This is a genomic window from Lysobacter sp. KIS68-7 (assembly GCF_021284745.1).
In the GTDB taxonomy this organism is placed as follows: domain Bacteria; phylum Pseudomonadota; class Gammaproteobacteria; order Xanthomonadales; family Xanthomonadaceae; genus Noviluteimonas.
In genome coordinates this window covers 223,084-248,062 of sequence record NZ_CP089925.1, presented here as the reverse complement: position 1 = coordinate 248,062, position 24,979 = coordinate 223,084, and the positions used below count along the sequence as shown (strand labels likewise).

The following is a 24,979-nucleotide window of genomic DNA, read 5'->3' as shown; positions in this document are numbered from 1 at the left end:
TTTCCTCAGGCTCGGGTGGCGACCCGCATGCGCGCTTCGATCGCGTCGAACAGCGTACCGGCGATGTTCAATCCGAACTGCGAATCCAGTTCGCGAATGCAGGTCGGGCTGGTGACGTTGACCTCGGTGAGGTAATCGCCGATGACATCCAGTCCGACGAACACCATGCCGCGACGACGCATCTCGGGGCCGACCTGGGCGGCGATCCAACGATCGCGCTCGCTCAGGGGCCGGCCTTCGCCGCGCCCGCCCGCGGCCAGGTTGCCGCGGAACTCGTCGCCTTGCGGGATGCGGGCGAGGCAGTAATCGATGGGCTCGCCATCGACCAGCAGGATGCGCTTGTCGCCCTGCGCGATCTCCGGCAGGTAACGCTGCGCAACCGCGAGGTGCAGGCCACCCGCGGTGATCGTTTCCAGGACCACGTTGACGTTGGCCTCGCCGGCCTGCAGCCGGAAGATCGACCGGCCGCCCATGCCGTCCAGGGGTTTGACCACGACCTGCCCGTGCTCGGCGACGAAGGCCTTGAGCGCCGCGGCATCCCGCGAGACCAGGGAGGGCGGGCAGCACTGCGGGAATTCGAGCGACCCCAGCTTCTCGTTGAGGTCGCGCAGCCCCTGCGGGTCGTTGACCACCATCGCCCCGGCACGCTGGGCCAGGCCCAGGACCTGGGTGTCGTTGAGGTAATCGGTGTCGACCGGCGGGTCCTTGCGCATGAGCACGACGTGCCCCGGACCCAGCTCAATCTGTGACGCAGTTCCCAGTTCGTAGTGGTTTCCGTACGCATCGCGCACAGAAAGCGGCGCGACCGTCGCCCCGGCGCGTCCGTCGCGGACCCACAGGCCGCCGGGCACGACGTACAGCAGGCGATACCCGCGGCGCTGCGCCTCGAGCAACATCGCGAACGTCGAATCCTTGGCGATCTTGATCGACCCGATGGGATCCATCACCACGACGATGTCGAGCATGGGGTGCGTCCGCTGCCGGCAATTGGGGCCGGATGTTAGCAGGCGTGCACGCGCCGGCCGGCGCAAGTGCACGCGTGAATGCATCCATCAGGAAAGTGGCTGAATTTTTGCTTGACAGCCCTCGTCCGTACTGGGATATAGAACGTCCGCAGCGGCGCCAGGGGAGTAGGAGCGACGTGCGATTCGAAGGGGATCCCGTGATGCAGGAAGAGGGCGCGACCGCCAGCCTCGGTGGCCTGAGGGTGATGGTCATCGACGACTCGAAGACGATCCGGCGCACCGCCGAGACCTTGCTCAAGCGCGAGGGCGCGGAGGTCGTGACCGCGACCGACGGCTTCGAGGCGCTCGCGAAGATCGCCGACAACCAGCCGCAGATCATTTTCGTCGACATCATGATGCCGAGGCTCGACGGATATCAGACCTGCGCGCTGATCAAGAACAATGCGCTGTTCAAATCCACGCCCGTGATCATGCTGTCCTCCAAGGACGGCCTGTTCGACAAGGCGCGGGGCCGCATCGTCGGCTCCGAGCAATACCTGACAAAACCATTCACACGCGAAGAACTGCTCGACGCGATCCGCAAGCACGTCAACGCCTGACCGGGGGGTAGGGCGACACCATGGCTCGAATTTTGTTGATCGAGGATTCGCCGACCGATACGGCGGTCCTGACCCAGTTGCTGGAACGCAATGGCCACCAGGTCCTTGCCTCGGCGAGCGCGGAGGACGGCATCGCCGTCTGCAAGCGCGAGCTTCCCGACCTCGTCCTCATGGACGTCATCCTGCCCGGCATGAACGGGTTCCAGGCCACGCGCGCACTGTCCAAGGACGCCGCGACGAGCGCCATCCCCGTGCTGATCGTGAGCACGAAGGGCATGGAAACCGACAAGGCCTGGGGTTTGCGGCAAGGAGCCAAGGACTACATCGTGAAGCCGCCGCATGAGCCGAGCCTCATTGCGCGGATCAACGAACTCCTGGGCGCGTAAGGAATGTCCGTCATGACCGCTCCGTCCCGCACGCGCCATTCGCCGTACGAGGTCATCGCGGAGTACGAGCGCCGCAGCCTCGCGCACGTCGCAGGCCTGCCCGAACAGCTGGACTCGCCGGGCCTGTGGCGCGGCGTCGGTTACCGCATCGGGTCGCATCGCCTGGCCTCGGGCTTCGATGAAGTCGTCGAAATCCTGCCGCTCCCGCCGGTCACGCCGGTGCCGGGTGCGCAGCCGTGGATGCTCGGCGTCGCCAACATCCGCGGCAACCTGCTGCCGATCGTCGACCTCAAGCAGTTCCTCGAAGGCGAGCGCACCGTGCTCCACGAAGGCCAGCGCGTGCTGATCGTCCGCCAGTCGGGCGGCGACGTCGCGGTGACCATCGACGAGCTCTACGGCCAGCGCTCCTTCGTCGACGAGCAGAAGATCGACACGGACGGCATCGCCGTAGGCCGCTACGCGTATTTCGTCGACCGCGCCTACAAGCTCGGCGACCACCCCTGGGGCGTCTTCAGCCTGTCGTTGCTGGCGCGCACCCCCGAATTCCGACAAGCCGCGGCCTGAGCCGCATCGCAAGAACCAGAGGTTTCGATATGAGCACGATGATGGAAAAGGGGCGCAGCCTGGGCACCACCGCCTGGATCGTCTTGCTGGTCTTGTCGATGGCGGTCCTTGCCGGCAACACGGGCGTTGCGACCTATCGCAGCAGCCAGCTGGCCGGCGCCAACGCCTCGGCGGCGAGCCTGCAGGTGCAGTCGCAGCAGCTCGCGGTGCAGGGCCGTGAAGCGGTGTCGGGCAAGCCCGAAGCCTTCGCCGCCTTCAGGAAGACGCGCGACGAGATCGAAGGCAACGTCGTCAAGCTGCGCGCCAACTACGGCGACAAGGCCGGCGTCACCGCCCCGATCGAACAGGTCGTGACCACCTGGGCGCCGCTCGGCAAGAACGCCGACCAGGTGATCGGCGCCGAGAAGACGGTGGTCGAATTCGCCGACCACGCCGACAAGTTCACCGCCCGCGTCCCGCAGCTGCAGGCGCAGCTCGACGAAGTCGTGCGCGCGATGTCCGCCGGCGGCGCACCCTCCTCGCAGGTCTACATCGCCCTGCGCCAGGTGGTGCTCGCCTCGACCATGGCCCAGCGCGTCACGCAGATCCGCGCCGGTGGCGCGACCGCGAGCCTGGCCGGCGACGCCCTCAAGCGCGATACCGACGTGTTCGAAAACGTCCTCAAGGGCCTGCGCGACGGCGGCTCGGCCAACGTGCAGAAGCTGAGCAACGGCTCGGCCATCGCCGCGCTGAACCAGGCCAGCGTGCTGTGGACCGACATGCGCAAGGACCTGGACGCGATCCTCGCCGGTTCGAACAACCTGTTCGCCGCGCAGACCGCGGCCGCGTCGATCACGGGCGGTTCGGATGCCCTGCTCGAAAGCAGCCAGGGCCTGTTCGACGCGCTGACCGCCTTCGGCTCGGTCAAGAGCACCAACCCGATCGGCCACCCGCTGGTCAGCCTCGTGGCCGGTGCGCTCGCGGTGTTCTCGATCCTCGGCCTGCTCTTCAGCTTGTGGCGCGCGCAGCAGAAGCGCTTCGAAACCACGAAGGAACTGAACGACCGCAACCAGGAGGCGATCATGCGCCTCCTCGACGAAATGGGCTCGCTCGCAGAAGGCGACCTGACGGTGAAGGCGACGGTCACCGAAGACATGACCGGCGCGATCGCGGACTCGATCAACTTCGCGGTCGAACAGCTCCGCAGCCTCGTGGCCACGATTAACGACACGTCGGTGCAGGTGGCCTCCAGCGCGCAGGAAACGCAGGCGACCGCCATGCACCTCGCCGAAGCCGCGGAACACCAGGCGCAGGAAATCAACTCGGCCTCCGACAAGATCACGGAAATCGCAGCCTCGATCAACCAGGTGTCGCGCAACTCGGCCGAATCGGCGGACGTGGCGCAGCGCTCGGTGCAGATCGCGACCAAGGGCGCCGGCGTCGTGCGCCAGACCATCGCGGGCATGGACTCGATTCGCGACCAGATCCAGGAAACCTCGAAGCGAATCAAGCGCCTCGGCGAAAGCTCGCAGGAAATCGGCTCGATCGTTGAACTCATCAACGACATCTCGGAGCAGACGAACATCCTCGCGCTGAACGCCGCGATTCAGGCCGCCTCGGCGGGTGAAGCGGGCCGCGGCTTCGCGGTCGTGGCGGACGAAGTGCAGCGACTCGCCGAACGCGCGTCCAACGCGACGAAGCGAATCGAAACGCTGGTGCAGACGATTCAGTCCGACACCAACGAAGCGGTGAGCTCGATGGAGCAGACGACCTCCGAAGTGGTCGCCGGTGCACGCCTCGCGGAAGACGCGGGTACGGCACTGGGCGAGATCGAAAAGGTGTCGTCCGACTTGTCGAACCTCATTCAGGGCATCTCGACCGCGGCGCAGCAGCAGTCCAGCGCCGCGTCGAACATCACCGCCACGATGAACACCATCCAGCAGATCACCTCGCAGACCTCGCAGGGCGCGAGCCAGACGGCCGAATCGATCGGCAACCTGGCCCAGCTCGCTGCCGACCTGCGTCGTTCGGTCGCGGACTTCAAGTTGCCGGCCTGATTCTGAAAAGCACTCAGCCGCCGACTGCAGGGAAATAGGGCATGACCGCGTTGCGCGACGCCATCGACACCACCACGCTCGGCTGGATCAAGCCGGAGATCGACGAAACCCTGCGCCAGGCGCGCGGGGAAATCGAGGCCTTCGCCGAAAATCCCGCCGACACCACACTGATGCGCGCCTGCGCCAGCTTCCTGCACCAGGTGCACGGCACGCTGCGCATGGTGGAGCTGTACGCCCCGGCGATGGTCGCGGAAGAAATGGAACGCCTGGCGCATGCGCTGGTCGTTCCGCAGGGCGCCACCGGCGCCGTCGCCGACCGCGACGAAGCCTGCGCAGCGCTGATGCGCGGCGTGGTGCTCCTGCCCGACTACCTCGAGCGCCTGCAGGGCGGCCACAAGGACATTCCGATCGTCCTGTTGCCGCTGCTCAACGAGCTGCGCGCCGCACGCGGTGAAACGGGCCTGAGCGAAAGCGTCCTGTTCGTCCCGAACCTCGACCGCCCGCTGCCCGACTCCTTGCCGGCGCCGATGCCGTTGCCGCGCCAGAGTCGCCAGCTCATGGCCGCGCAGCAGCTCACCGCATTGCGCGATGCACTGTCGACGTGGCCGGAAGACGGCGCGCCGGCGAACATCGCCGGCATCGGCAAGGCCATCGACGGCCTGCTCGAAAGCGCCGACCACGAAGCCACGCGCCGCATGCTGTGGGTCGCCTCGTCGGTGGCCACCGCGCTGCGCGACGGCGCGCTGCCGCCGACCCGCGCGCTGCGCCAGGCCTTCTCCGGCATCGAGCGCGAAGCGCGCCACGTCTTCGAAGGCGAGGCCGCGCCGTCGCGCGTGGATCCGGGGACCGAACCCACGCGCCAGCTGCTCTACCACGTGGCGCACAACGAACAGGCGCACGGTGCGCTCGACGCGTTGCGCGACACCTTCGATCTTGCGGCGCAACTGCCGACCGAATCCGAACTCGCGCACGCCCGCGGCAGCCTCAGCGGCCGCAACCGCGCGTTGCTCGACACCGTCGCCGCCGCGATCAAGGAAGACCTGCTGCGCGTGAAGGACGCGCTGGACCTGCACCTGCGCACGAAGCAGACCGGCGTGGCCGACCTGCATCCACAGGTGGAAGCGCTGAGCCGCACCGCCGACACGCTGGGCATGATGGGCCTGGGCGTGGCGCGCAACGTCGTGCTGCAGCAGCGCGACGCCATGCACGACATCGTTTCGGGCACGCGCCCGGCCGACGAAGGCGCGCTGCTCGACATCGCCGGCGCGCTGCTCTACGTCGATGCCTCGCTCGACGACCAGGTCGATCGCCTCGGTCGTCCGTCCGAAGGCGAGGAGCCGGACACCATCGCGAGCGAATCGCGCAAGGTGCTCGACATCCTCGTGCGCGAAGCGATCTCCAACTTCGCCGACGCACGCCAGGCCTTCGTGGCCTTCGTCGAAACCAGCTGGGACCATTCGCAGCTGACCGACGTGCCGCGCCTGCTCGAAGAAGTCGCCGGCGCGCTGCGCATCCTCGAACTGCCGCAACCGGCGCAGTACCTGGCCGGCGTGCGCATGTTCACCCAGAACGAACTGCTCGGCCGCCGCCGCGTGCCGAACGGCCAGCAGCTCGACACGCTGGCCGACGCGCTCGCGAGCATCGAGTACTACCTCGAAGCGCTGCGCGACCAGCGTCCGAACCGCGACAACATCCTCGACATCGCGCGCCAAAGCCTGGAATCGCTGCGCTACTGGCCGCTGCCGGCAGAAGGGATCGTGCCGCCGCCGGTGCTCGAAGCACCCGCGCCCGTCGCGACCCCGGAAACGCCCGCCGTCGACATGCCGGTGGCAAAGGTCGAAGCGCCGCGCGTGGAAGCGCCCGTTGCCGCACCGCCCGTCGCAATCGCATCGGCCCCGACCGCACCCGTCGCGCCCGTGTCGACGGCCGCCCCGGTCGCCACCGGCGCGCGTGGTGGCTTCGAAGCCACCGGCGATGAAATCGACGACGAAATCCGCGAGGTCTTCCTCGAGGAATTCGAAGAAGAGATCGGCCACCTCGAACAGATGCTCCCCGGCTGGCGCGCCACGCCGGACGACATGGAGAAGCTGCGTCCGATCCGTCGCGTCTTCCACACGCTGAAGGGCAGCGGCCGGCTCGTCGGCGCGCGCACGCTCGGTGAATTCAGCTGGAAGGTCGAGAACATGCTCAACCGCGTGCTCGACGGCACGCGTCCGGCGAGCCCCGCCGTGGTGGCGGTCGTCGACCATGCCTTCTACACGCTGCCTGCCTTGCACGCCGCGCTGCGCGGCGACGCGCCGCTGACGGCCGACCTCACCGGCATCGAAGCGGTGGCCGATCGCGTTGCGTCGGGCGAAGAAGCCACGTTCACGCCGAGCACCACGCCCGCTGCGGAAATGCTGGCCGCCGCCCCCGTCGTGGTCGAAGCCGCTGCCCCGGTGCTCGTCGAATCCGGCGAAGCGACCGTCGCCGCGACCGTCGACCCGGTGCTGCTCGAAATCCTCGGCGCCGAAGTCAGCGGCCACCTGGTCACCATCGATGCGTGGCTCGCGCAGTCGCAGTCGCGCCCGATCGCGGCCAACGATGGCCTGCTGCGCGCGATGCACACCATGAACGGTGCGTTCGCGATGACCGAAGTGCCGGCCATCACCAACGTCACCGGCCCGGCCGAGACCTACATCCGCCGCCTGCTCGCCGCGCATGCGCTGCCGACCGCCGCCGGCGTCGCCGCACTCGCCGCGACCGCCGACGCGATCCGTCGCACGGTGGCCGCACTGCAGACCGCCGCCCCGCGCGTGCCCTTGCTGGAAGGCCTCGCGCGCGAAGTCGTCGCCCTGCGCGACACGTTGCCGGAAGCCAAGTCGCCGCTGCTGCCGAGCGAACCGTTCGAAGAAGCGCTGGCCGCGATCGACCTCAGCGGTTACACCGATTTCGCCGAAGCCGCACCGGCCGACACGGGCCTGGAACTGCAGGAAATCCCGGCGGAAACGGCGGAAGAGGCGATTCCTGCCGCCGACATGTCGGAGTTCCTCGACCTCGCCGATGCGATCCCGGCCGATGGCGGCCTGCCGATCAACGCGACGATGGCGCTGGACGGCTCGACGCACGACCACGGCATCGAAGAGATCGTGCTCGAGGACATCGTGCTCGAGGGTGGGCACGAAGAGATCGTGCTCGAAGGCGATATGCCCGGCATGGTGTTCGAAGCCGCGCCTGCCTTCGACGACGCCACGTTCGTGTCGGAAGGCACGATCGAAGCGATCGAAGCCGGCGAAGCCTTCGACAATGCGGCGATCGACGCACAGGCCGCGCTGGAAGCCTCGCTGCTCGAAGCCGAACGCCTCGAAGCAGAGCGCGCCGAAGCCGAACGCGCCGAAGCCGAACGAATCGAAAGCGAACGGCTCGAAGCCGAACGCGTCGAAGCCGAGCGTGCCGAGGCCGAACGCGTTGAAACCGAACGCCTCGAAACCGAACGCGCCCTCGAATCCGCCCGCATCGAAGCCGAACGCCTCGAAGCCGAGCGCATCGAATTCGAACGCCAGGAAGCCGAGCGCCTCGAACTCGAACGCGCCGAAACCGAACGCGCCGAAGCCGAACGCCTCGAAGCGCAGCGCGCCGAAGCCGAGCGCCTTGCCGCCGAGCAGGCCGAAGCCGAACGCCTCGAAGCAGAACGGCTCTTCCAGGCCGAACGCGCTGAAGCCGAGCGCCTCGCCGCGGAAGCGGCCGCCGCCGAAGAAGCCGCGGAATACGCACGCCTGGAAGCCGAGTACGAAGCCGAGCGCCAGGCGCGCGAACGCGCCGCGCAGGACGCCGTGCAGTCGCTGGCCGTGCCGGCCGAACCGGAAGCCGAACCCGAAGTCGAAGCCGACCACGACGAACCCGCCATCGCGCAGTTCCTCGCCGATGCCGTGGCCAGCGTGCAGGATCCGGACGAGGCCCTCGACCTCACCGACCTCGACCCCGAACTCGTCGACATCTTCGTCGAGGAAGGCGGCGACCTGCTCGACCATTCCGACGGCCTGCTCGCCGCACTGCGCGAAGCGCCGGGCGAACGCGAACACCTCGTCGGCCTGCAGCGCGACCTGCACACGCTCAAGGGCGGTGCGCGCATGGCCGGCATCATGGCCGTGGGCGAACTCGGCCACGCGATGGAATCGCTGCTCGAAGCGGTGGTCGAACACCGCAGCGAACTCGGCCGCGACGGCATCCCGCTGCTCGAGCGCGGTTTCGACCGCCTGCATGCGATGGTCACGCGCGTCGGCGAACGCCGCGCGATCGCCATGCCGGAACAGCTGATCGCCGAATTCGACGCGCGCGCCAAGGGCCGCACGTACGAACCGGAAGCCGCGCCGGCGATCTCGCGTCCGGTGCAGGCGCCGAAGGTCGAACTCAAGCCGCTGTCCGCGCCGATGGTGGACGCGCTGGCGGGCGACGACGACGACGTCGGCGTGCGCGCCCCGCAGGAACAGGTGCGCATCCGCGCCGACCTGCTCGACCGCCTCGTCAACTACGCGGGCGAAGTGGCGATCTACCGCTCGCGCCTGGAACAGCAGCTCGGTGCGTTCCGTAACGCGATGGGCGAAATGGAGCAGACGAACGCGCGACTGCGCGACCAGCTGCGCCGCCTCGACATCGAAACCGAAGCGCAGATCATCGCGCGCTTCCAGCGCGAGCAGGACACGGCCGACGCGACGTTCGATCCGCTCGAGCTCGACCGCTTCTCGACGCTGCAGCAGCTGTCCCGCGGCCTCGCGGAGTCGGCGGCCGACATGGCCTCGCTGCAGGGCTCGCTGGAAGACCTGACCCGCCAGTACGAAACGCTGCTGCTCCAGCAGTCGCGCGTGAGCTCGGAACTGCAGGAAGGCCTCATGCGCACGCGCATGGTGCCCTTCGATGCGCTCGTGCCGCGCCTGCGCCGCGTCGTCCGCCAGGCGGCGGCCGATACCGGCAAGAACGTGCAGCTCAAGCTGGACGGTGCGCAGGGCGAACTCGACCGCAACGTGCTCGAGCGCATGACCGCGCCGCTGGAACACATGCTGCGCAACGCGGTCGCGCACGGCCTGGAATCGCCGGCCGAACGCAAGAAGCACAAGAAGCACGAGGAAGGCACGATCCGCATCGCGGTGCGCCGCGAAGGGTCGGAAGTCGTGCTGGAAGTGGGCGACGACGGTGCCGGCCTCAACCGCGCCGCGATCCGAAAGCGCGCCGAAGAGCGCGGCCTGATCCGCAGCGATGCGGTGCTCGCCGACGCCGACCTCGACGCGCTGATCATGGAGCCCGGCTTCTCCACCGCCGACACCGTCAGCCGCCTCGCCGGCCGCGGCGTGGGCATGGACGTGGTGGCGAGCGAAGTCCGCCAGCTCGGCGGCGCGTTCGACATCCGGTCGGAGCAGGGCAAGGGCACCACCTTCACCCTGCGCCTGCCGCAGACGCTCGCGGTCACGCAGGCGGTGTTCGTCAAGATCGGCGAAACCACCTACGCAGTGCCGATCGCCTCGGTGCGCGGCGTGGGCCGCATCTCGCGCGACGCGTTGGGCAAGGACGACACGAACTACAACTACGGTGGCGAGCAGTACGCGCTGCACGACCTCGGCACGCTGCTCGGCCACGCCACGGCGAAGGCCGAAGGCCAGCTGCAGATGCCGCTGCTGCTGATCCGCTCGGGCGAACTGCGTGCCGCGGTGAGCATCGACCAGGTCATCGGCAACCGCGAAATCGTGGTGAAGCCGGTGGGCCCGCAGGTCGGTTCGGTGCCGGGCATCTTCGGCGCGACCATCATGGGTGACGGCTCGGTGGTCGTGATCCTCGACGTCGCACCGCTCGTGCGCCGCCAGGCCGCGCTGCCGCGCGATGCCGCACCGGCACCCGCTGCGCCCGAAGCGCGCCACATCCCGCTGGTCATGGTGGTCGACGACTCGGTCACGATGCGCAAGGTCACCGGCCGCGTGCTCGAACGCCACAACTTCGAAGTCGCCACGGCGAAGGACGGCGTGGACGCACTGGAACGCATGGACGAGCGCGTGCCCGACCTGATGCTGCTCGACATCGAAATGCCGCGCATGGACGGTTACGAACTCGCGACCGCGATGAAGGCCGACCCGCGCCTGCGCAACGTGCCGATCATCATGATCACCTCGCGTACCGGCGAGAAGCACCGCCAGCGCGCGTTCGACATCGGCGTGGAGCGCTACCTCGGCAAGCCGTACCAGGAGCACGAATTGCTGCGCAACGTGTTCGAACTGCTGGCCCAGGAGCGCGCGAACAATGGGTGAGTCCCGCCGCGTCGCCTTGCTCGCCAGGCCCGGGGAGGCGTGCGAACGCCTCCGTGCGGCGCTGCGCGAAGCCGGTGGCGAGATCGTGATCGAGGCCGATCCGTCCACGCTCGACCCGCAGTCGCTGCGGGTCGCGGCAGTGGAAACGGTGCTCGTCGCGCTCGACCCCGCGGTCGAGGATGCGCTGGAGAAATTCGACGAGGTGCTCGGCGACCGCGCGATCGAAGTGATCTTCGACGAAGCGGACCTGGCCGCGCGCCGCGAAGGCTGGGATGCGGCGCGCTGGGTGCGCCACCTCGCCGCGAAGCTGCACCGCCACGACGACGTGCTGCCGCCGGGCCGCGAGCCCGAGGACGACGAGGCCATCGACGTCGACGCGATCCATGTCGCGGCGGAAGCGGATGTCGCGTACGCGGAGGAAGAAGTCCACTTCGATCCGGAAGCCGCGCAGGCGCCGGGCCTTGGCGGGCTCGAACTCGAAGCCGTGTCGATGGGCGGGCTGGAAGCGATCGAAGAGATCGAGATGCCGCCGGTGGCAGCGAGCGAATCGATCGAGGTCGCGGAAGCGACGATGGATTCGGTGTCTTTCGAAGCCCCGTCCCTGGAAGCCGTGTCGCTGGAAGAAGTCTCGCTCGATGCGCTCGAAGCCGTGTCGTTCGAAGTGGACTCCGAGCCGACGCCGACCGCGGCGATCGCCGCAGAACCTGTTTCGGAATACGGCGCACTCTCCTTCACCGACGACCTCAACGCACTCGACTTCGAATCCACCGACGCACCGTCCCTCGCGACGCCCGCGCCGGAATTCGGCCAGGACGTGCAGGACCTGGACGCGCTGCTGCGCGACCTCGGCGGGAACGATGTGGAGGCCGTCGAGGCCGACGACGTCGCGCCGATGGAGATGCCGGCGATGCGCGAGTTCGCGCCGAAGGAAGCCCTGCCGAGCATGGACTTCGACATCGCGGTCGACCTGACGAAGCCGAAGGAGACCGAACGTGCGATGCCGAGCTTCCGCTCGCTGTCGCTGGAAGCGCTGACCGACGAACCCCACGTGGGCGTCGTGGCCGCCACCGTCCGCGCCGAGGATGCACCGGTCTCCACGAAGTTCCGCCACGACCTGACGGAGCTGGAAAAGAAGATTTCGACGTTGTCGCTGCTGCCCGAGATGGCACACGGCGCACGCGGCGCCGTGGTCATCCTCGCCGGCATCGGCGGCCCCGATGCGGTGCGCCAGATCCTCACCGCGCTGCCGGAAGGCTTCCCGCGCGCCGTGCTGATCCACCAGCGCCTCGACGGTGGCCGTTACGACCGCCTCGTGCAGCAGATGGCACGCGCGGCTTCGATGCCGGTGTTGCTGGCCGAAGCGGCGCAGATGATCGCGCCGGGCAAGGTGTACATCGTGCCGCCGGACATCGGCGTCGCGCCGGATGCCGGCGCGGGCCTGCGTTTCACCGCCGGCGTGTCGCTGCTCGACGCGCTGCCCTCCGACGACAGCGCCGTGCTGCTGCTCAGCGGCGCGGATCCGGCCCTGGTCGATGCCGCGATGGCGCATGCCGGACGCGGCGCGCTGGTCGCCGGCCAATCGCCCGAAGGTTGCTACGACGCCGCGGCGCCGATCGCGCTCGCCGAGCGCGGCGGCACCGCCGGCACGCCCAACGAACTTGTCCAGTCGCTGCTGCAGCGCTGGCCTGCCTGAGATCCATCACGATGACCCAAACGCCCAGCCACGACATCCGAGGCGTCCTCATCCAGGTCACCGGTGGCCGCTTGCTGCTGCCCAACGCGACCATCGCCGAGGTGATGTCCTTCGCCGATCCGGAACCCGTCGCGAACACGCCGGACTGGTTGCTCGGCCGCATCCGCTGGCGCGGTTGGCAGTTGCCGCTGATCGCGTTCTCGCGCCTGTCGGGCATCGCCGATGAAAAGGGCGGGCTGGGCTCCAAGGTCGTCGTGCTCAAGTCACTCAGCGCCGATGCGAAGACGCCTTACTTCGCGCTGCTGACCCAGGGCTTCCCGCGCCTGGTGACGGTGTCGCAGGACACGGTGGTCGCCGACGGCGGTGACGACGACGAAACGTTGCCCGCCGGCGTGCAGGCCCGCGTGCTGCTCAACGAAGACAACGCGCTGCTGCCGGACCTGGAGCGCGTGGAAGCGATGATCGGCGAAGCGTTGCGCCAGGCCGCTTAAGCGGCCTCAGCCAAGATCCCCGAAACGCGATTGCAGCGCGGCGATGGCCGCGATGCCCGCCGTTTCCGTGCGTAGGATCCGCGGACCGAGGCGCAATCCGACGAAGCCTGCGGCATGCAGTGCCTGCCGATCGCGCGCGGACCAACCACCCTCCGGACCGACGGCGAGCACGCAATCGCTTTGCAGCGGCGCCATCGTCGCGATCGAGTCGCGCGCTTCGGGATCGAGCAGGAAACGATGCGTCGAAGGCAGGGCGCCCGTCAGCAGCGCGTCCAGCGCCTGCGCAGCCGACACCGCCGGCACCCGCGCGCGTCCGCTCTGTTCGCATCCCGACACCACGACGCTCTGCCAGTGCGCGAGCCGTTTGGCCGCGCGTTCGCCTTCCAGCTTCACCTCGCTGCGGTCGCTGTGCACCGGATGCACCGACGCCACGCCGAGTTCGGTGGCCTTCTGCAGGATCCAGTCCATCTTCTCGCCGCGCGCGATGCCCTGGACGAGCGCGATGCGCAGCGGCGATTCGTTGTCCACCGTGACGGGCGCGCCGACGTCCGCTTCGACGCCGCGCTTGTTCGCCACGGTGAGCGTCGCCGGATAGTCGTGTCCGTCGCCGTTGAACAGCACGCACGCGTCGCCCTCGCGCATGCGCAGCACGCGTACGAGGTGGTTGGCCGCGTCCTCGGGCAGCGCGACATGCGCGCCGCGCGCGAGCGGGAGATCCACGTGCACGCGCGTCGTACGCATCAGTTCGCATCCTTCGTGGCATGCGCGATGGCCTCACGCGTGGTGTCGGCGAGCAGCACGAGCTGGTCCTCGTCGACGCAATAGGGCGGCATCCAGTACAGGATGTCGCCCAGCGGACGCAGCACGACCCCGCGTTCCAGCGCCTTGCGATACGCGTGCAGGCCTACGCGCGACCCGGCCGCGAACGGCGTGTTGCGATCGCCGCCCCTGGTGAGTTCGAAGGCCACGATCATGCCGGCCTGGCGGACGTCGGCCACGTGCGGCAGGTCCGCCAGCGGCGCGGCGAGTTCGGTCATGCGCGCGGCGGTGCGCACGTTGCGGGCCAGCACGTCGTCTTCGTCGAAGATCGCCTGCGCCCGCAGCGCCGCCGCGCACGCGAGCGGATTGCCCGTGTAGCTGTGCGAATGCAGGAACGCGCGTTCGCGCGAATCGTCGAGGAAGCCGTCGTAGATCGCCTGCGTGGCGAGCACGGCCGCGAGCGGCAGGAAGCCGCCCGTGAGGCCCTTCGACAAACACATCAGGTCCGGTTGGATGCCGGCCTGTTCGCACGCGAAGCGCGTGCCCGTGCGGCCGAAGCCGACCGCGATCTCGTCGGCGATCAGGAACACGCCATGCGCATCGCACAGTTCGCGCACGCGCTTGAGGTAGACCGGGTCGTGCATGCGCATGCCACCGGCGCACTGCACGCGTGGTTCGAGGATCAGCGCGCAGGTTTCGTGGCCGTGGCGTTGCAGGATGTCGCGCAGTTCCGCAGCGGCGCGCTCTGCGCAATCGGCTGCGGATTCGCCGTCGCGTGCGAGATAAGCGTCAGGCGAAGGCGCGAAGATCGCTTCGGCCAGCAACGGCGCATACACGCGGCGATAGAGCGGGATGTCGCCGACCGACAGCGCGCCGATGGTTTCACCGTGGTAGCCGTTCTCCAGCGCGATGAACTTGGTGCGTTGCGTGTCGCCGCGATTGCGGAACCAGTGGAAGGCCATCTTCAGCGCGACTTCCACGCCGGCCGAACCGTTGTCGGCGTAGAACACCTTCGCCAATGGCGCGCGGCCCGCCTCGCGCGGCGCGAGCGCCAGCAGGCGTTCGGCGAGCGCGACCGCGGGCTCGTGCGAGAAGCCGGCGAGGATCACCTGTTCGAGCGTGCCCGCCTGTTCGGCGATCGCGCGCGCGATGCGCGGCTCGGCGTGGCCGAACAGGTTGGTCCACCAGCTCGACACCGCATCGAGGTAGCGCCGGCCGTCATGGCCGATGAGCCACGCGCCTTCCCCGCGCGCGATGGGCACCAGCGGAAGCGTGTCCGGGTGCTCGCGCATCTGCGTGCACGGATGCCACAGCACCGCGAGGTCGCGCGCTATCATCCGGTGGTCCGTTCCCTGTGCCATGTGCGCATTCTGGTCCATGACCCGCCGCCTGCCCACCATCCACGGCATCACCGAGCACGACGCGGGCCCGTGGCGCATGGAACGCCTGGACCTGGAGTTCGACAACGGTGAGCGCCGGCGCTACGAGCGCCTTCACGGCCGCGGCCACGGGGCCGTGATCGTCGTGCCCATGCTCGACGATGCCACCGCGCTGCTGGTGCGCGAATACGCCGCGGGCGTGCACCGTTACGAGCTGGGCCTCGTGAAGGGTCGCATCGACGCCGGCGAGACCCCGGAACAGGCCGCCGACCGCGAACTGAAGGAAGAAGCCGGCTACGGCGCGCGCTCGCTGGTCGTGCTGCGCGCCCTTACGCTCGCGCCCACCTACATGAGCCACCAGACCCACCTGGTCCTCGCCCGCGACCTGTATCCCGAACGCCTGCCCGGTGACGAACCCGAGGAGCTCGAAGTCGTGCCCTGGAAACTCGATGCCCTCGACCAGCTGATCCTGCGCGAGGATTTCTCCGAAGGCCGCTCCATCGCCGCCCTGTTCCTCGTGCGCGAATGGCTGCGCACGCAACCCGGCGCACGCGCATGAAGATCGACGACGCCCTGCGCGAAGGCGCCATCGCACTCGCGTACGAAGCCGCCGACGCCATCCTCGCGGTGTACGAACACGCGTTCGAAGTCGAGCAAAAATCCGACCGCAGCCCGCTGACCGCCGCCGACCTCGCCGCGCACCGCATCCTGGTCGAAGGCCTGGAAGCGCTGACGCCCGACGTCCCCGTGCTGTCGGAGGAAGCCGCGGAAGACACCACCTGGCACATGCGTCGCGACTGGCGTCGCTTCTGGCTGGTGGACCCGCTCGACGGCACGCGCGAATTCGTCAAGCGCAACGGCGAGTTCACCGTGAACCTCGCCCTGATCGAAGACGGCGAAGCGATCTTCGGCGTGGTGCAGGCGCCGGTGACCGGACAATGCTGGCATGGCGTGCGCGGCGGACAGGCGTTCCGGCGCGAAGGCCGGCAGGAATTCGAGTTGCACGTGCGCCGTCCCGCGACCGCGCCCTTGCGCGTCGCCGGCAGCCGCTCGCACCGCGACGAGAAGACCGACGCGTTCATCCAGCGCATGGGCGAGGTGGACGTGGTGGGCATCGGCTCGTCGCTGAAGTTCTGCCGCATCGCCGATGGCGCGCTCGATGTGTATCCGCGCTTCGGCCCGACTTCCGAATGGGACACCGCTGCGGGCCAGGTCGTGCTCGAAGCCGCCGGCGGCCTGGTCGTCGACCGCAAGGGCCGCCCGATGCGCTACAACCAGCGCGACACCCTGCTCAACGGCGATTTCCTCGCGGTGGGCGACCCCGACCTGCCGTGGCGCGAATGGATGGGCGTGTGAGCACACCTTCGATCGAAACGCTGCTGCAGATCATGGCGCGCCTGCGCGACCCGCAGGGTGGCTGCCCGTGGGATGTCGAACAGACCTTCGCGACGATCGCGCCGTACACCGTCGAAGAAGCCTACGAAGTCGCCGACGCGATCGACCGCAAGGACCTGCCCGGCCTGCGCGACGAACTCGGCGACCTGTTGCTGCAGGTCGTCTTCCACGCGCGCATGGCGGAAGAGCAGGGCGCTTTCGCATTCCATGACGTCGTCGCCGCGATCTGCGACAAGATGGTCCGCCGCCACCCGCATGTCTTCGCCGACGCGCAAGTGGGCGATGCCACCGCGCAGACGATCGCGTGGGAAGAACACAAGCGCCGCGAGCGCGACGAAGCAGGACACGAAGACACCTCTGCACTCGCCGGCGTCGCGCGCGGTCTGCCCGAATGGCAGCGTGCCGTGAAGTTGCAGCACAAGGCCGCGAAGGTCGGCTTCGACTGGCCGGGCCCCGCGCCCGTGATCGACAAGTTGCACGAAGAGATCGACGAAGTGCGCGCCGAGTTCGCCGCCGTCGCCGCCGATCCGGGCGACGGCGCCGCGCGCGAGCGCCTGGAAGACGAAATGGGCGACCTGTTGTTCGTCTGCGCCAACCTCGCGCGTCACGCCAAGGTCGACGTGGGCAACGCGCTGCGCCGCGCCAACCTGAAGTTCGAGCGCCGCTTCCGCCACATGGAGGCGCTGGCGGCGGAGGAGGGCGTGGTGTTGTCGTCCTTGCCGCTCGATGCGCAGGATGCCTATTGGAATCGTGCGAAGGCGGAGGAGCGCAAGTGAGCCGGCAATTCGCCAGCTTCCGCGAGTTCTATCCGTTCTACCTCGGCGAGCATGCGAATCCGACGTGCCGCCGTTTGCATTTCGTCGGCAGCATTGGGGTGATCGCGTTGGTCGTGTTCGCGATCGTGTCCGGCAATGCGTGGTGGCTGCTCGGTGCGTTGGTGTGTGGCTATGCGTTCGCCTGGGTCGGCCACTTCTTCTTCGAACATAACCGCCCGGCGACGTTCAAGCATCCGATCTATTCGCTGATGGGCGACTGGGTGATGTTCGCTGACATTCTGCGCGGGCGCGTGCGGTTGTAACGCACTCCACAAGACGGGCGTTCCGCCGCGAGCCGTCGTGTGCTCCTCGCCGCTCACATACCGCAGCTCCCGTCGAGGAGCACACGACGTCTCACGTCGGCCCGCTCGCGATCTGATGTTTGCGCGGAGCGTCTGGGGTTTCGGGCCGTCGCGACCAGACTCCTTCGCGCCTACACCCGGCTTCGGAACGACGGCACATCGCTCCCTCGCTCGCTGCATCGGCATGCTGCGTCCCGCTTCGAAGAGCGACGTGCCTCACCTCATTTGCAAGACATGCGCCTTCGGCAAAGCGAAGCAGCGCTCTCCTTCATCCGAAGGAGCGCCTCCCAACTTTGTCGCTAGGCACCTTGCCCTCCGAAGCGGGACGCACATGCCGATGCAGCGAGCGAGGGGGCAAAGTGCCGACCCTCCGCAGCCGGGAGTTGGCGCAGCCGTTCGCATCGCGGTGGCGCGCGGCTGCCAGACGCTCCGCGCAAGCATCAAGTAGCGAGCGGAGCGACGTGAGGTGTCGTGCCCGTCTTGGCCGCGACTTGTCGTATGGAGTGGACAAGACGGGCACGACACCTCATGGCGATCCGCCCGTCTTGTGGAAACCCGCGATCACTCGTGCGGCGGAGTGACCTTCCCAGGCTTGCTCCCGAAATCCCCTTGCGCATCCGCAGCCAAGTAAGCGAACACCGCATACGCCGCCACGTTCTGCGCCAACGCCTTCGGATCGATCTTGTCGAGCGTATCGTCCGGCGTGTGGTGGAAATCGAAGTAATCCGTACCGTCCTGGCGCAACGCCGCCCACGCCAAACCATTGGCAGCGAACGGACCCACGTCCGGCCCCGGCCCACCCTCGCCCGGCGTATACGCAATGCCCAACGGCGCCAGCACATCCGCGATCTGCTTCGCCGCATCCTTCGCGTAATCCGGCGCACTCGTGCTGAACGCATAGACGCGCCCCGCACCGAAGTCGCTCTCCGCGCCGATCTGGTGCTTGCGCACATCGGCCACGTGCTTCTCCCCGTACGCACGACCACCGAACAGGCCCTGCTCCTCGTTCGCGAACGCCACCACGCGGATCGTGCGCGCCGGACGCTGCTTCATGTCGCCAATCAGCTTGCCCGCGCCCATCGCGATGGCCACGCCCGCGCCGTCGTCGATCGCGCCGGTACCGAGGTCCCACGAATCCAGGTGGCCGCCGATCACGACGACTTCATCGGGCTTGCTGCGGCCGCGCATTTCACCGATGACGTTGTACGACGTCGCCGTGCCGTTCCAACCGCAGTCGAGCGCCAGCTTCACGCGCACCGGCTTGCCCAGCGCGACCAGGCGCGCGAGCTGTTCCGCGTCCGGCGCAGCGAGTGCGGCCGACGGGATCGGCGCCAGGCCGTCGTCGAAGTGCGTGATGCCGGTGTGCGGGTTGCGGTGCGAGTCGGTGCCCGCCGAACGCATCATGTAGGCGGCGGCGCCGGCGCGGATTGCAGCCGACGGGCCGGCGCTGCGGATGCGCGAGCCCATGCCGTAGCCGCTGCCGTCCTTCGCGCGTTCCATTTCGTGGTCGATGAAGGCGATCTTGCCCGCGAGCGATCCGGCCGGCGCGGCCTGCAGCGAAGCGAGGTCGGCGAAGCGCACGACTTCGCCTTCGATGGTGCCGCCCGGCGAACCGCCGAGTGCGGTGACGGCCAGCTTCTGCGAATGGTCGCCGAGCACCTGCGCGCTTTCGCTGCGGCGTTCCCACTTCGGGAAGGTGACCGGCTCGGTCCACACGCGATCGAAACCGAGTTGCTTGAACTTCGCCTGCGCCCACGCGACCGCGCGTGCGTCGGCTTCGCTGCCGGCCATGCGCGGGCCGACTTCGGTGGTGAGCGATTCGACGACCTTGTAGCCGGTGTCGTCGTTCAAGGCGCGCTCGCGCAATTGCGTGGCGGCGTCGATCGACTTCGGCGAGATCGTGGTCTGCGACGGCGTCGCGGCCTGCGCGGCACCCAGGGTCACGGCAAGGGCGACGGCCAGCATCGTCGGGGTCAAACGCATTGCGGAACTCCAGGGACAGGCGACGGAAGCCCCGGAGCGTAGCAGCGGCCCCCGGCGGTGCCGGGGTGCCGCAGGTCATGGTCGAAGCGTCAGCGCTTCAAGGAATCGCGGATCTCCCGCAGCAGGAGCACGTCCTCGGGGGTCGCCGGCTCGGGGGCCGGATCGCGCAGGCGGTTGTAGGCCTTGAGGAACAGGAAGATCACGAAGGCGATGAGGAGGAAGTCGATCAGGGTCTGCAGCACCATGCCGTACTTGAAGGCGACTTCGGCCGTCTGCTTGCCCGCCGCGTCCACCGCCGCGGGGGTGACCACGTACTTCCAGTCCGCCACGCTCGTGCCGCCCGTAAGCAACGCGACGACGGGCATGACGATGCCGTCCACCAGCGCCGTGACGATCTTGCCGAAGGCTGCGCCGATCACGACGCCGACCGCGAGATCGACGACGTTGCCACGCGCGATGAAGGCCTTGAACTCGGTGAGCATGCCCATCGTGGTTCCTCCCTTTGCCGGCCGGGGCGCCGGTTGCGGCGAGGTTAACGCGCGGGGCGTGGCGGTGCGATGGTGCCGGCCAGGTGCAGCACGTCGTCGAGGCGGGCTTCGAAGCGGTCGCCGACCTGCAGGGCGGAGACGCCCGCCGGCGTACCCATGAAGACCAGGTCGCCTGCCTTGAGTTCGAACAGCTTCGAGAGCTCGGCCAGGATGTCCGGCACGTCCCAGATCAGCTGGTCGAGCGTGGAATGCTGGCGCTGCGTGCCGTTGACCATGAGCGAGAGCGTGCGCGGGGCGAGTTCGCCCACGAGCGCGGCGGGGGCGATCTCGCCGATTGGGGCGGAGTGGTCGAAGGCCTTGCCGATGTCCCAGGGCAGGCCCTTCGCCTTCGCGGCGGATTGCAGGTCGCGGCGGGTCAGGTCGAGGCCGACGGCGTAACCGAAGACCTTCGCGCCTTCGCCGAGCGCGACGACGAGTTCCACTTCATGGTGCAGGTCGTGCGTTGCGGAGGCGTAGGGCACGACACCGTCGATCACGATCGCATCGGCGGGCTTGGTGAAGAAGACGGGCTGGCCGCGTTCGGCCTTCGAGGCGGGCACCGGGGCGCCCATTTCCTTCGCGTGGTCGGCGAAGTTGCGGCCGACGCAGAAGATGCGTCGTACCGGGAAGGTGCCGCCGCCACGCACGGGCACCCGCGCTTGCGCGGGCGCGGCAATCACATCGCTCATGCAGAGGGCAGGGCGTGCTTGCGCACGACGCGGAACTCACCGTCGAGCACGTTGCGGTCGCGCGCGACGGGCTTGCCGCGCTGCTTCAGCAGGCGCACCGCCAGGCCGATCGCGAGCATCGCGATTCCGACGAACACGCTGACGAACACCAGCGCGAGCAACACAGCGACGCCGACGACCCCGAGCAACACGCGCAGCCAGGTGTTGCGCGGCTTGCGCGGCGCGAAGCGGGAGAAGTCGAAGCGGTGGGCGTAAAACTTCATCGTCGGGGGCCGTGACACAATTAGGCGGTGCCGGGGTCGCGAGTATCCGGCCGCCGTTTCCCCGGTGTGTGAGGACTTTGTTAAACCGTGATGACAGCCGTCGAACAATCCGGATCGTTGCCACAAGTCCTCGCCCGCCTGGACCAGATCGAAGACGGCGGCTTCTTCGAAACCGAAGCGCGCCTCGCCGGCGACGACGAATCCCTGATCCTCCATCGCGACGGCGCCGCGGTGCGTGCGTGGCTCAACGTCTGCCCGCATGCCGGCCGTCGGCTGGACTGGGCGCCGGGCAAGTTCCTGCGCGACAAAAAGGGGCACCTGATGTGCGCGGTGCACGGCGCGACCTTCGAACTCACCGCGGGCGAATGCATTGCGGGGCCGTGCAAGGGCTCGGCGCTGAAGCAGGTCGACGTCGAAGTGCGCGACGGGCTCGTCGTGCTCAGTACATGATGTTGAGCGCGATTACCACGATCACCAGGTAAAGCAGCGACAAGGGCGCACCGAGGCGCCACAGGTCGCGCGGCTGGTAACCCGCGGGCCCGGTGATCATCGACATCACCGGATTGGACGCGGTCATGAAGTTGTTCGACGCCGAGAGCGCGACCATGAGCGCGAAGGCCGTCGGATTGCCGCCCGCCGCAAGCGCGAGGTTGATGCCCATCGGCACCATCACGATGGTCGCGCCGACGTGGCCGATGACCAGCGAGAACAGGGTGGTCAGCAAGCCGAGTGCGACTTCCAGCAACACCACGGGCAGGCCTTCGGGCAATTGCTCGATGGTGTGCCCCGCGATCCACGCCGCCGCGCCGCTCGAATCCATCGCCCAGCCCAATGGAATCAGGCAGGCCATGACGAACACGGTCTTCCAGTTGATCGCCGCGTAGGCCTCGTCGATGTGCAGCACGCCCGCCACGAGCATGCCGGCCACGCCGGTCATCAGCGCGATCGACACCGGGATGCGCGTGGACAGCGCGAGCAGCATCGTGACCGCGAAGATGCCGATGGCCAGCTTGAACTTGTGCGGACGCTGCTCGCCCTTCGGGTAGTCGGTGACCACCACGAAGTCCTTGTTCTCCGCGGCCGAGGCCAGGTCCTGCCAGATGCCGTGCAGCACCAGCATGTCGCCGGCGCGCAGCGCGAGCTGGCGGACGTTCTCGCGGTGCACCTGCTTGTCGCGGTTCACCGCGAGCAGGCTGATGCCGTACTGCTTGCGCAGCTGCAGTTCGGCCTGCGACTTGCCGAGGTATTGCGAAGTCGGCGGCACCACCGCCTCGGCGATGCCGGCGCGGCTCGGGTTGAACAGGTCGCCGAAGGTGCGCAGGCGCGTGCTCAGGCGCAGGAAATTGTTCTGCGCGAAGTCGGCCACCTGCTCGCGCTTGCCCATCGCACCGAGCACGCTGCCGACCCAGATGCGCGCGTCCGCCGGCGGCGCCAGGCGCGATTCGTTGCCCGTCTTCAGCGCGAGCAGCAAGGGCGCGCCGCGCAGCGCTTCGGCTTCGCCGAGCGACATGCCCACCAGCGGGCTGTCGGCGGAGACCGTGAGTTCGTACACGTCGCCTTCGATGCCGTAGGCCTGCGCGAAGTAGCTCTGCGTGCGCGCGGGCGTGACGCCGCGGTCGATGTCGTAGCGCTCGAGTTGCTTGTCGCCGAAGAAGCGGAAGTACAACAGGCCCGCGATCAGCAGCGCGAAGCCGATCGGCATGGGCGCGAACATGTGCAGCGGTTCGAGCGTCGCCGCGCCCGAGGGCAGGTTCGCGTTCGACGAGACCAGCAAGTCGTTGAGCATGATCAGCGGCGAGGTGCCGACCATCGTCAGCGAGCCGCCCATCACGATGGCGACCGTGAGCGGCAACAGGAAGCGCGACAGCGGCAGGCCCGTGCGCGAACTCAGTCGCGAGGCGACGGGCATGTACAGCGCCATCACCGACGGGTTCTGCATGAAAGAGGAGTTGAGGCCCGCGATGCCCTGGATCAGCAGCAGCAGCCGCGATTCGTTGCCTTTGGCACGACGCAGCAGCCAGGCCGCGAGCCGGTTGAGCGCGCCGGTGCGATCCAGGCCTGCGCCGAGGATCATCGTGGAGATCACCGACATCACGGCGTTACCGGAGAAACCACCGAACAGGTCTTCCGGCGCCACGAGCCCGGTGAGGCCGAGCAGGACGAGGACGACGAGCGCGACGACGTCTGCGCGGATGCGCTCGAACAGGAACATGACCATCGTGAAGCCCACCAGCCCGAGCACGAGCTTCATGTCGGTGGTGAGCATCAACGCGGAATCGTTCACGCGCTCGGTTCCCCTGGCGTCCTTTCGAGCATGTCGTACAGCAGGTCCCACGTGCCGTGGCCAAGCTTCTGGCCGCGCGTCTCGAAATGCGTCTGCGGACGCCATTCGGGGCGGGGTACGGCACCGCGCGGGCCGGCCCGGTTGGCCAGCCCCGGTGTCGCATCGAGCACGTCCCACATCTGCTCGGCATAGTCGTGCCAATCGGTGGCGAGGTGCAAGCGCCCGCCGGGCGCGAGTTTCGACACCAGCAGCGCGGCGAAGGCGGGGTTCACCAGTCGACGCTTGTTGTGGCGCTTCTTGTGCCAGGGATCGGGGAAGTAGATGCGGATCTCGTCGAGCGAGGCGTCGGCGATTTCATGCTGCAGGACTTCCACCGCATCGTGGTGGTACAGGCGCACGTTGCGGGCGTCGTCGGCGGCCAGGGCGTTGAGCAATCGGCCCACGCCCGGGGCGTGGACTTCGATGCCGATCAGGTCCCGCGCCGGGTCGTGCTGTGCGGCGTAGCGCAGCGCCTCGCCGTTGCCGAAGCCGATCTCGAGGACGCGCGGGGCGCGGCGCCCGAAGGCGGCGTCGAAATCGCGCGGGGCGCCCGCGTAGTCCAGGCCGAAGCGCGGCCAGAGTTCTTCGAATGCGCGCTGCTGCGCCGGCGTGAACCGCCCCTGCCGCAGCACGAAGCTGCGCACCTTGCGCTGCCCGGGTTCGGCGGTGAAGGGCTTCTTGTCGACCGGATCGGACATCAGCCGATCAGGCCATCGATCGGGCTCGACGCCGACGCGAAACGCTTGCGGGGAATGCGGCCGGCGCGGAACGCCGCGCGGCCGGCTTCGACGGCCAGCTTCATCGCATGCGCCATCAGCACGGGATCCTTCGCGCCGGCGATGGCGGTGTTCATCAGCACGCCGTCGCAGCCCAGCTCCATGGCGATGGAGGCGTCGGACGCCGTGCCCACGCCGGCGTCGACGATGATCGGCACCTTCGCGTTCTCGACGATCTCGAGCAGGTTGTACTTGTTCTGGATGCCCAGGCCCGAACCGATCGGCGCGGCGAGCGGCATCACGGCGACGCAACCGATCTCTTCCAGGCGCTTGGCGAGGATGGGGTCGTCGGAGGTGTAGACCATGACGTCGAAGCCGTCGGCGACGAGCGTTTCGGCGGCCTTGATGGTCTGCACGACGTCCGGGTAGAGCGTGCGCGCATCGCCGAGCACTTCGAGCTTCACGAGCTTGTGGCCGTCGAGCAGTTCGCGCGCCAGGCGGCACGTGCGCACGGCGTCGTCCGCCGTGTAGCAGCCGGCGGTGTTGGGCAGCAGCGTGAACTTGTCGGGCGGGAGGACGTCGAGCAGGTTCGGCTCGTCGGGCGATTGCCCGAGGTTGGTGCGGCGGATCGCAACGGTGACGATCTGCGCGCCGGCGGCCTCGGTGGCGCGACGGGTCTCGTCGAAATCCTTGAACTTGCCCGTGCCGGTGAGCAGACGGGAACGGTAACGGCGGCCCGCGACGACCAGGCTGTCGTCGGCCGCGAGGGCGAGGGTGTCTTGCATGTGCGAATGGTACCGCCGTTCGTCGGTCGCAGCGCCC

General features: G+C 68.4%; 22 protein-coding genes and 1 pseudogene. 13 read left to right on the top strand and 10 right to left on the bottom strand.

The window, feature by feature from the left end:
• Window positions 1-5: 5 nt before the first annotated feature.
• Window positions 6-965 carry a glutathione synthase gene (gene gshB / locus LVB87_RS01190; protein WP_232899102.1) on the bottom strand — a complete coding sequence of 320 codons (960 nt, stop codon included), beginning with the start codon at window positions 963-965 and terminating at the stop codon, window positions 6-8.
• A gap of 200 nt (window positions 966-1,165) precedes the next feature.
• Here gshB and pilG point away from each other — a divergent pair, with 200 nt between their 5' ends.
• The 8 genes and pseudogenes from pilG (at window position 1,166) to LVB87_RS01150 (ending at window position 13,006) form a co-directional block, all read left to right on the top strand.
• Window positions 1,166-1,564 carry a twitching motility response regulator PilG gene (pilG, locus tag LVB87_RS01185; RefSeq protein ID WP_232900404.1) on the top strand — a complete coding sequence of 133 codons (399 nt, stop codon included), beginning with the start codon at window positions 1,166-1,168 and terminating at the stop codon, window positions 1,562-1,564.
• Window positions 1,565-1,584: 20 nt separating this feature from the next.
• The gene (locus LVB87_RS01180; RefSeq protein WP_156643282.1) at window positions 1,585-1,950 is read left to right on the top strand and encodes a response regulator; all 366 of its coding nucleotides are present in this window, start codon (window positions 1,585-1,587) and stop codon (window positions 1,948-1,950) included.
• Window positions 1,951-1,962: 12 nt separating this feature from the next.
• On the top strand, window positions 1,963-2,514 hold the full coding sequence (locus tag LVB87_RS01175; RefSeq protein ID WP_232899101.1) for a chemotaxis protein CheW: 552 nt from the start codon (window positions 1,963-1,965) through the stop codon (window positions 2,512-2,514).
• Between the two features lie 29 nt (window positions 2,515-2,543).
• The gene (locus LVB87_RS01170; RefSeq protein ID WP_232899099.1) at window positions 2,544-4,550 is read left to right on the top strand and encodes a methyl-accepting chemotaxis protein; all 2,007 of its coding nucleotides are present in this window, start codon (window positions 2,544-2,546) and stop codon (window positions 4,548-4,550) included.
• 41 nt (window positions 4,551-4,591) lie between these two features.
• A complete protein-coding gene (locus tag LVB87_RS01165; RefSeq protein ID WP_232899098.1) occupies window positions 4,592-10,822 on the top strand; it encodes an Hpt domain-containing protein in 6,231 nt (2,076 codons plus the stop codon).
• Window positions 10,815-11,174: pseudogene (locus LVB87_RS01160) on the top strand (chemotaxis protein); the annotation flags it as partial. The gene LVB87_RS01165 and the pseudogene LVB87_RS01160, both read left to right, overlap by 8 nt.
• 138 nt (window positions 11,175-11,312) lie before the next feature.
• The gene (locus LVB87_RS15660; protein WP_343223421.1) at window positions 11,313-12,515 is read left to right on the top strand and encodes a chemotaxis protein CheB; all 1,203 of its coding nucleotides are present in this window, start codon (window positions 11,313-11,315) and stop codon (window positions 12,513-12,515) included.
• 11 nt (window positions 12,516-12,526) lie between these two features.
• On the top strand, window positions 12,527-13,006 hold the full coding sequence (locus LVB87_RS01150) for a chemotaxis protein CheW (RefSeq protein ID WP_232899097.1): 480 nt from the start codon (window positions 12,527-12,529) through the stop codon (window positions 13,004-13,006).
• A gap of 6 nt (window positions 13,007-13,012) precedes the next feature.
• On the opposite strand, the gene LVB87_RS01145 is transcribed toward LVB87_RS01150, so the two are convergent.
• A complete protein-coding gene (locus tag LVB87_RS01145; RefSeq protein WP_232899096.1) occupies window positions 13,013-13,747 on the bottom strand; it encodes a 16S rRNA (uracil(1498)-N(3))-methyltransferase in 735 nt (244 codons plus the stop codon).
• Complete coding sequence (bioA, locus tag LVB87_RS01140; RefSeq protein ID WP_232899095.1) at window positions 13,747-15,126, bottom strand: adenosylmethionine--8-amino-7-oxononanoate transaminase; 1,380 nt, start codon at window positions 15,124-15,126, stop codon at window positions 13,747-13,749. The genes LVB87_RS01145 and bioA overlap by 1 nt, the downstream gene beginning before the upstream one ends.
• 16 nt (window positions 15,127-15,142) lie before the next feature.
• Between bioA and nudE the strand changes: the two genes are divergently transcribed.
• Genes nudE through LVB87_RS01120 form a run of 4 tightly spaced genes read left to right on the top strand, consistent with a single transcriptional unit; the run spans window position 15,143 to window position 17,617 of the window.
• Window positions 15,143-15,703 carry an ADP compounds hydrolase NudE gene (nudE, locus tag LVB87_RS01135; RefSeq protein WP_232899094.1) on the top strand — a complete coding sequence of 187 codons (561 nt, stop codon included), beginning with the start codon at window positions 15,143-15,145 and terminating at the stop codon, window positions 15,701-15,703.
• Window positions 15,700-16,500, top strand: a complete 801-nt coding sequence (gene cysQ, locus LVB87_RS01130) for a 3'(2'),5'-bisphosphate nucleotidase CysQ (protein WP_232899092.1) — start codon at window positions 15,700-15,702, stop codon at window positions 16,498-16,500. Before nudE ends, cysQ begins: the two co-directional genes overlap by 4 nt.
• Before the next feature lie 32 nt (window positions 16,501-16,532).
• Window positions 16,533-17,315 (top strand): nucleoside triphosphate pyrophosphohydrolase, encoded by a 783-nt coding sequence (gene mazG / locus LVB87_RS01125; protein ID WP_232900401.1) that lies wholly within the window; start codon window positions 16,533-16,535, stop codon window positions 17,313-17,315.
• Window positions 17,312-17,617, top strand: a complete 306-nt coding sequence (locus LVB87_RS01120) for a DUF962 domain-containing protein (RefSeq protein ID WP_232899090.1) — start codon at window positions 17,312-17,314, stop codon at window positions 17,615-17,617. Before mazG ends, LVB87_RS01120 begins: the two co-directional genes overlap by 4 nt.
• 600 nt (window positions 17,618-18,217) lie before the next feature.
• Here the strand turns inward: LVB87_RS01120 and LVB87_RS01115 are convergent.
• The 4 genes from LVB87_RS01115 to LVB87_RS01100 all read right to left on the bottom strand — a co-directional run bounded on the left by LVB87_RS01115 (window position 18,218) and on the right by LVB87_RS01100 (window position 21,118).
• A complete protein-coding gene (locus LVB87_RS01115; protein ID WP_232900399.1) occupies window positions 18,218-19,621 on the bottom strand; it encodes a M28 family peptidase in 1,404 nt (467 codons plus the stop codon).
• 107 nt (window positions 19,622-19,728) lie between these two features.
• Complete coding sequence (mscL, locus tag LVB87_RS01110; protein WP_232899088.1) at window positions 19,729-20,127, bottom strand: large-conductance mechanosensitive channel protein MscL; 399 nt, start codon at window positions 20,125-20,127, stop codon at window positions 19,729-19,731.
• 44 nt (window positions 20,128-20,171) lie between these two features.
• Entirely contained in the window at window positions 20,172-20,855 is a 684-nt protein-coding gene (locus LVB87_RS01105; RefSeq protein WP_232899086.1) for a fumarylacetoacetate hydrolase family protein, read from the bottom strand.
• Entirely contained in the window at window positions 20,852-21,118 is a 267-nt protein-coding gene (locus tag LVB87_RS01100) for a hypothetical protein (RefSeq protein WP_232899085.1), read from the bottom strand. The genes LVB87_RS01105 and LVB87_RS01100 overlap by 4 nt, the downstream gene beginning before the upstream one ends.
• Window positions 21,119-21,208: 90 nt before the next feature.
• On the opposite strand from LVB87_RS01100, the gene LVB87_RS01095 reads away from it, so the two are divergent.
• The gene (locus tag LVB87_RS01095; protein ID WP_232899084.1) at window positions 21,209-21,568 is read left to right on the top strand and encodes a Rieske (2Fe-2S) protein; all 360 of its coding nucleotides are present in this window, start codon (window positions 21,209-21,211) and stop codon (window positions 21,566-21,568) included.
• On the opposite strand, the gene LVB87_RS01090 is transcribed toward LVB87_RS01095, so the two are convergent.
• The 3 genes from LVB87_RS01090 to LVB87_RS01080 are packed head-to-tail and all read right to left on the bottom strand — an operon-like array spanning window position 21,558 to window position 24,942.
• Window positions 21,558-23,384, bottom strand: coding sequence for an SLC13 family permease (locus LVB87_RS01090; RefSeq protein ID WP_232900397.1), 1,827 nt, complete (start codon window positions 23,382-23,384; stop codon window positions 21,558-21,560). The genes LVB87_RS01095 and LVB87_RS01090 overlap by 11 nt on opposite strands.
• Before the next feature lie 14 nt (window positions 23,385-23,398).
• Window positions 23,399-24,139 (bottom strand): tRNA (guanosine(46)-N7)-methyltransferase TrmB, encoded by a 741-nt coding sequence (trmB, locus tag LVB87_RS01085; RefSeq protein ID WP_232899082.1) that lies wholly within the window; start codon window positions 24,137-24,139, stop codon window positions 23,399-23,401.
• Entirely contained in the window at window positions 24,139-24,942 is an 804-nt protein-coding gene (locus tag LVB87_RS01080; RefSeq protein ID WP_232899081.1) for a thiazole synthase, read from the bottom strand. The genes trmB and LVB87_RS01080 overlap by 1 nt, the downstream gene beginning before the upstream one ends.
• Between the last annotated feature and the right edge of the window lie 37 nt (window positions 24,943-24,979).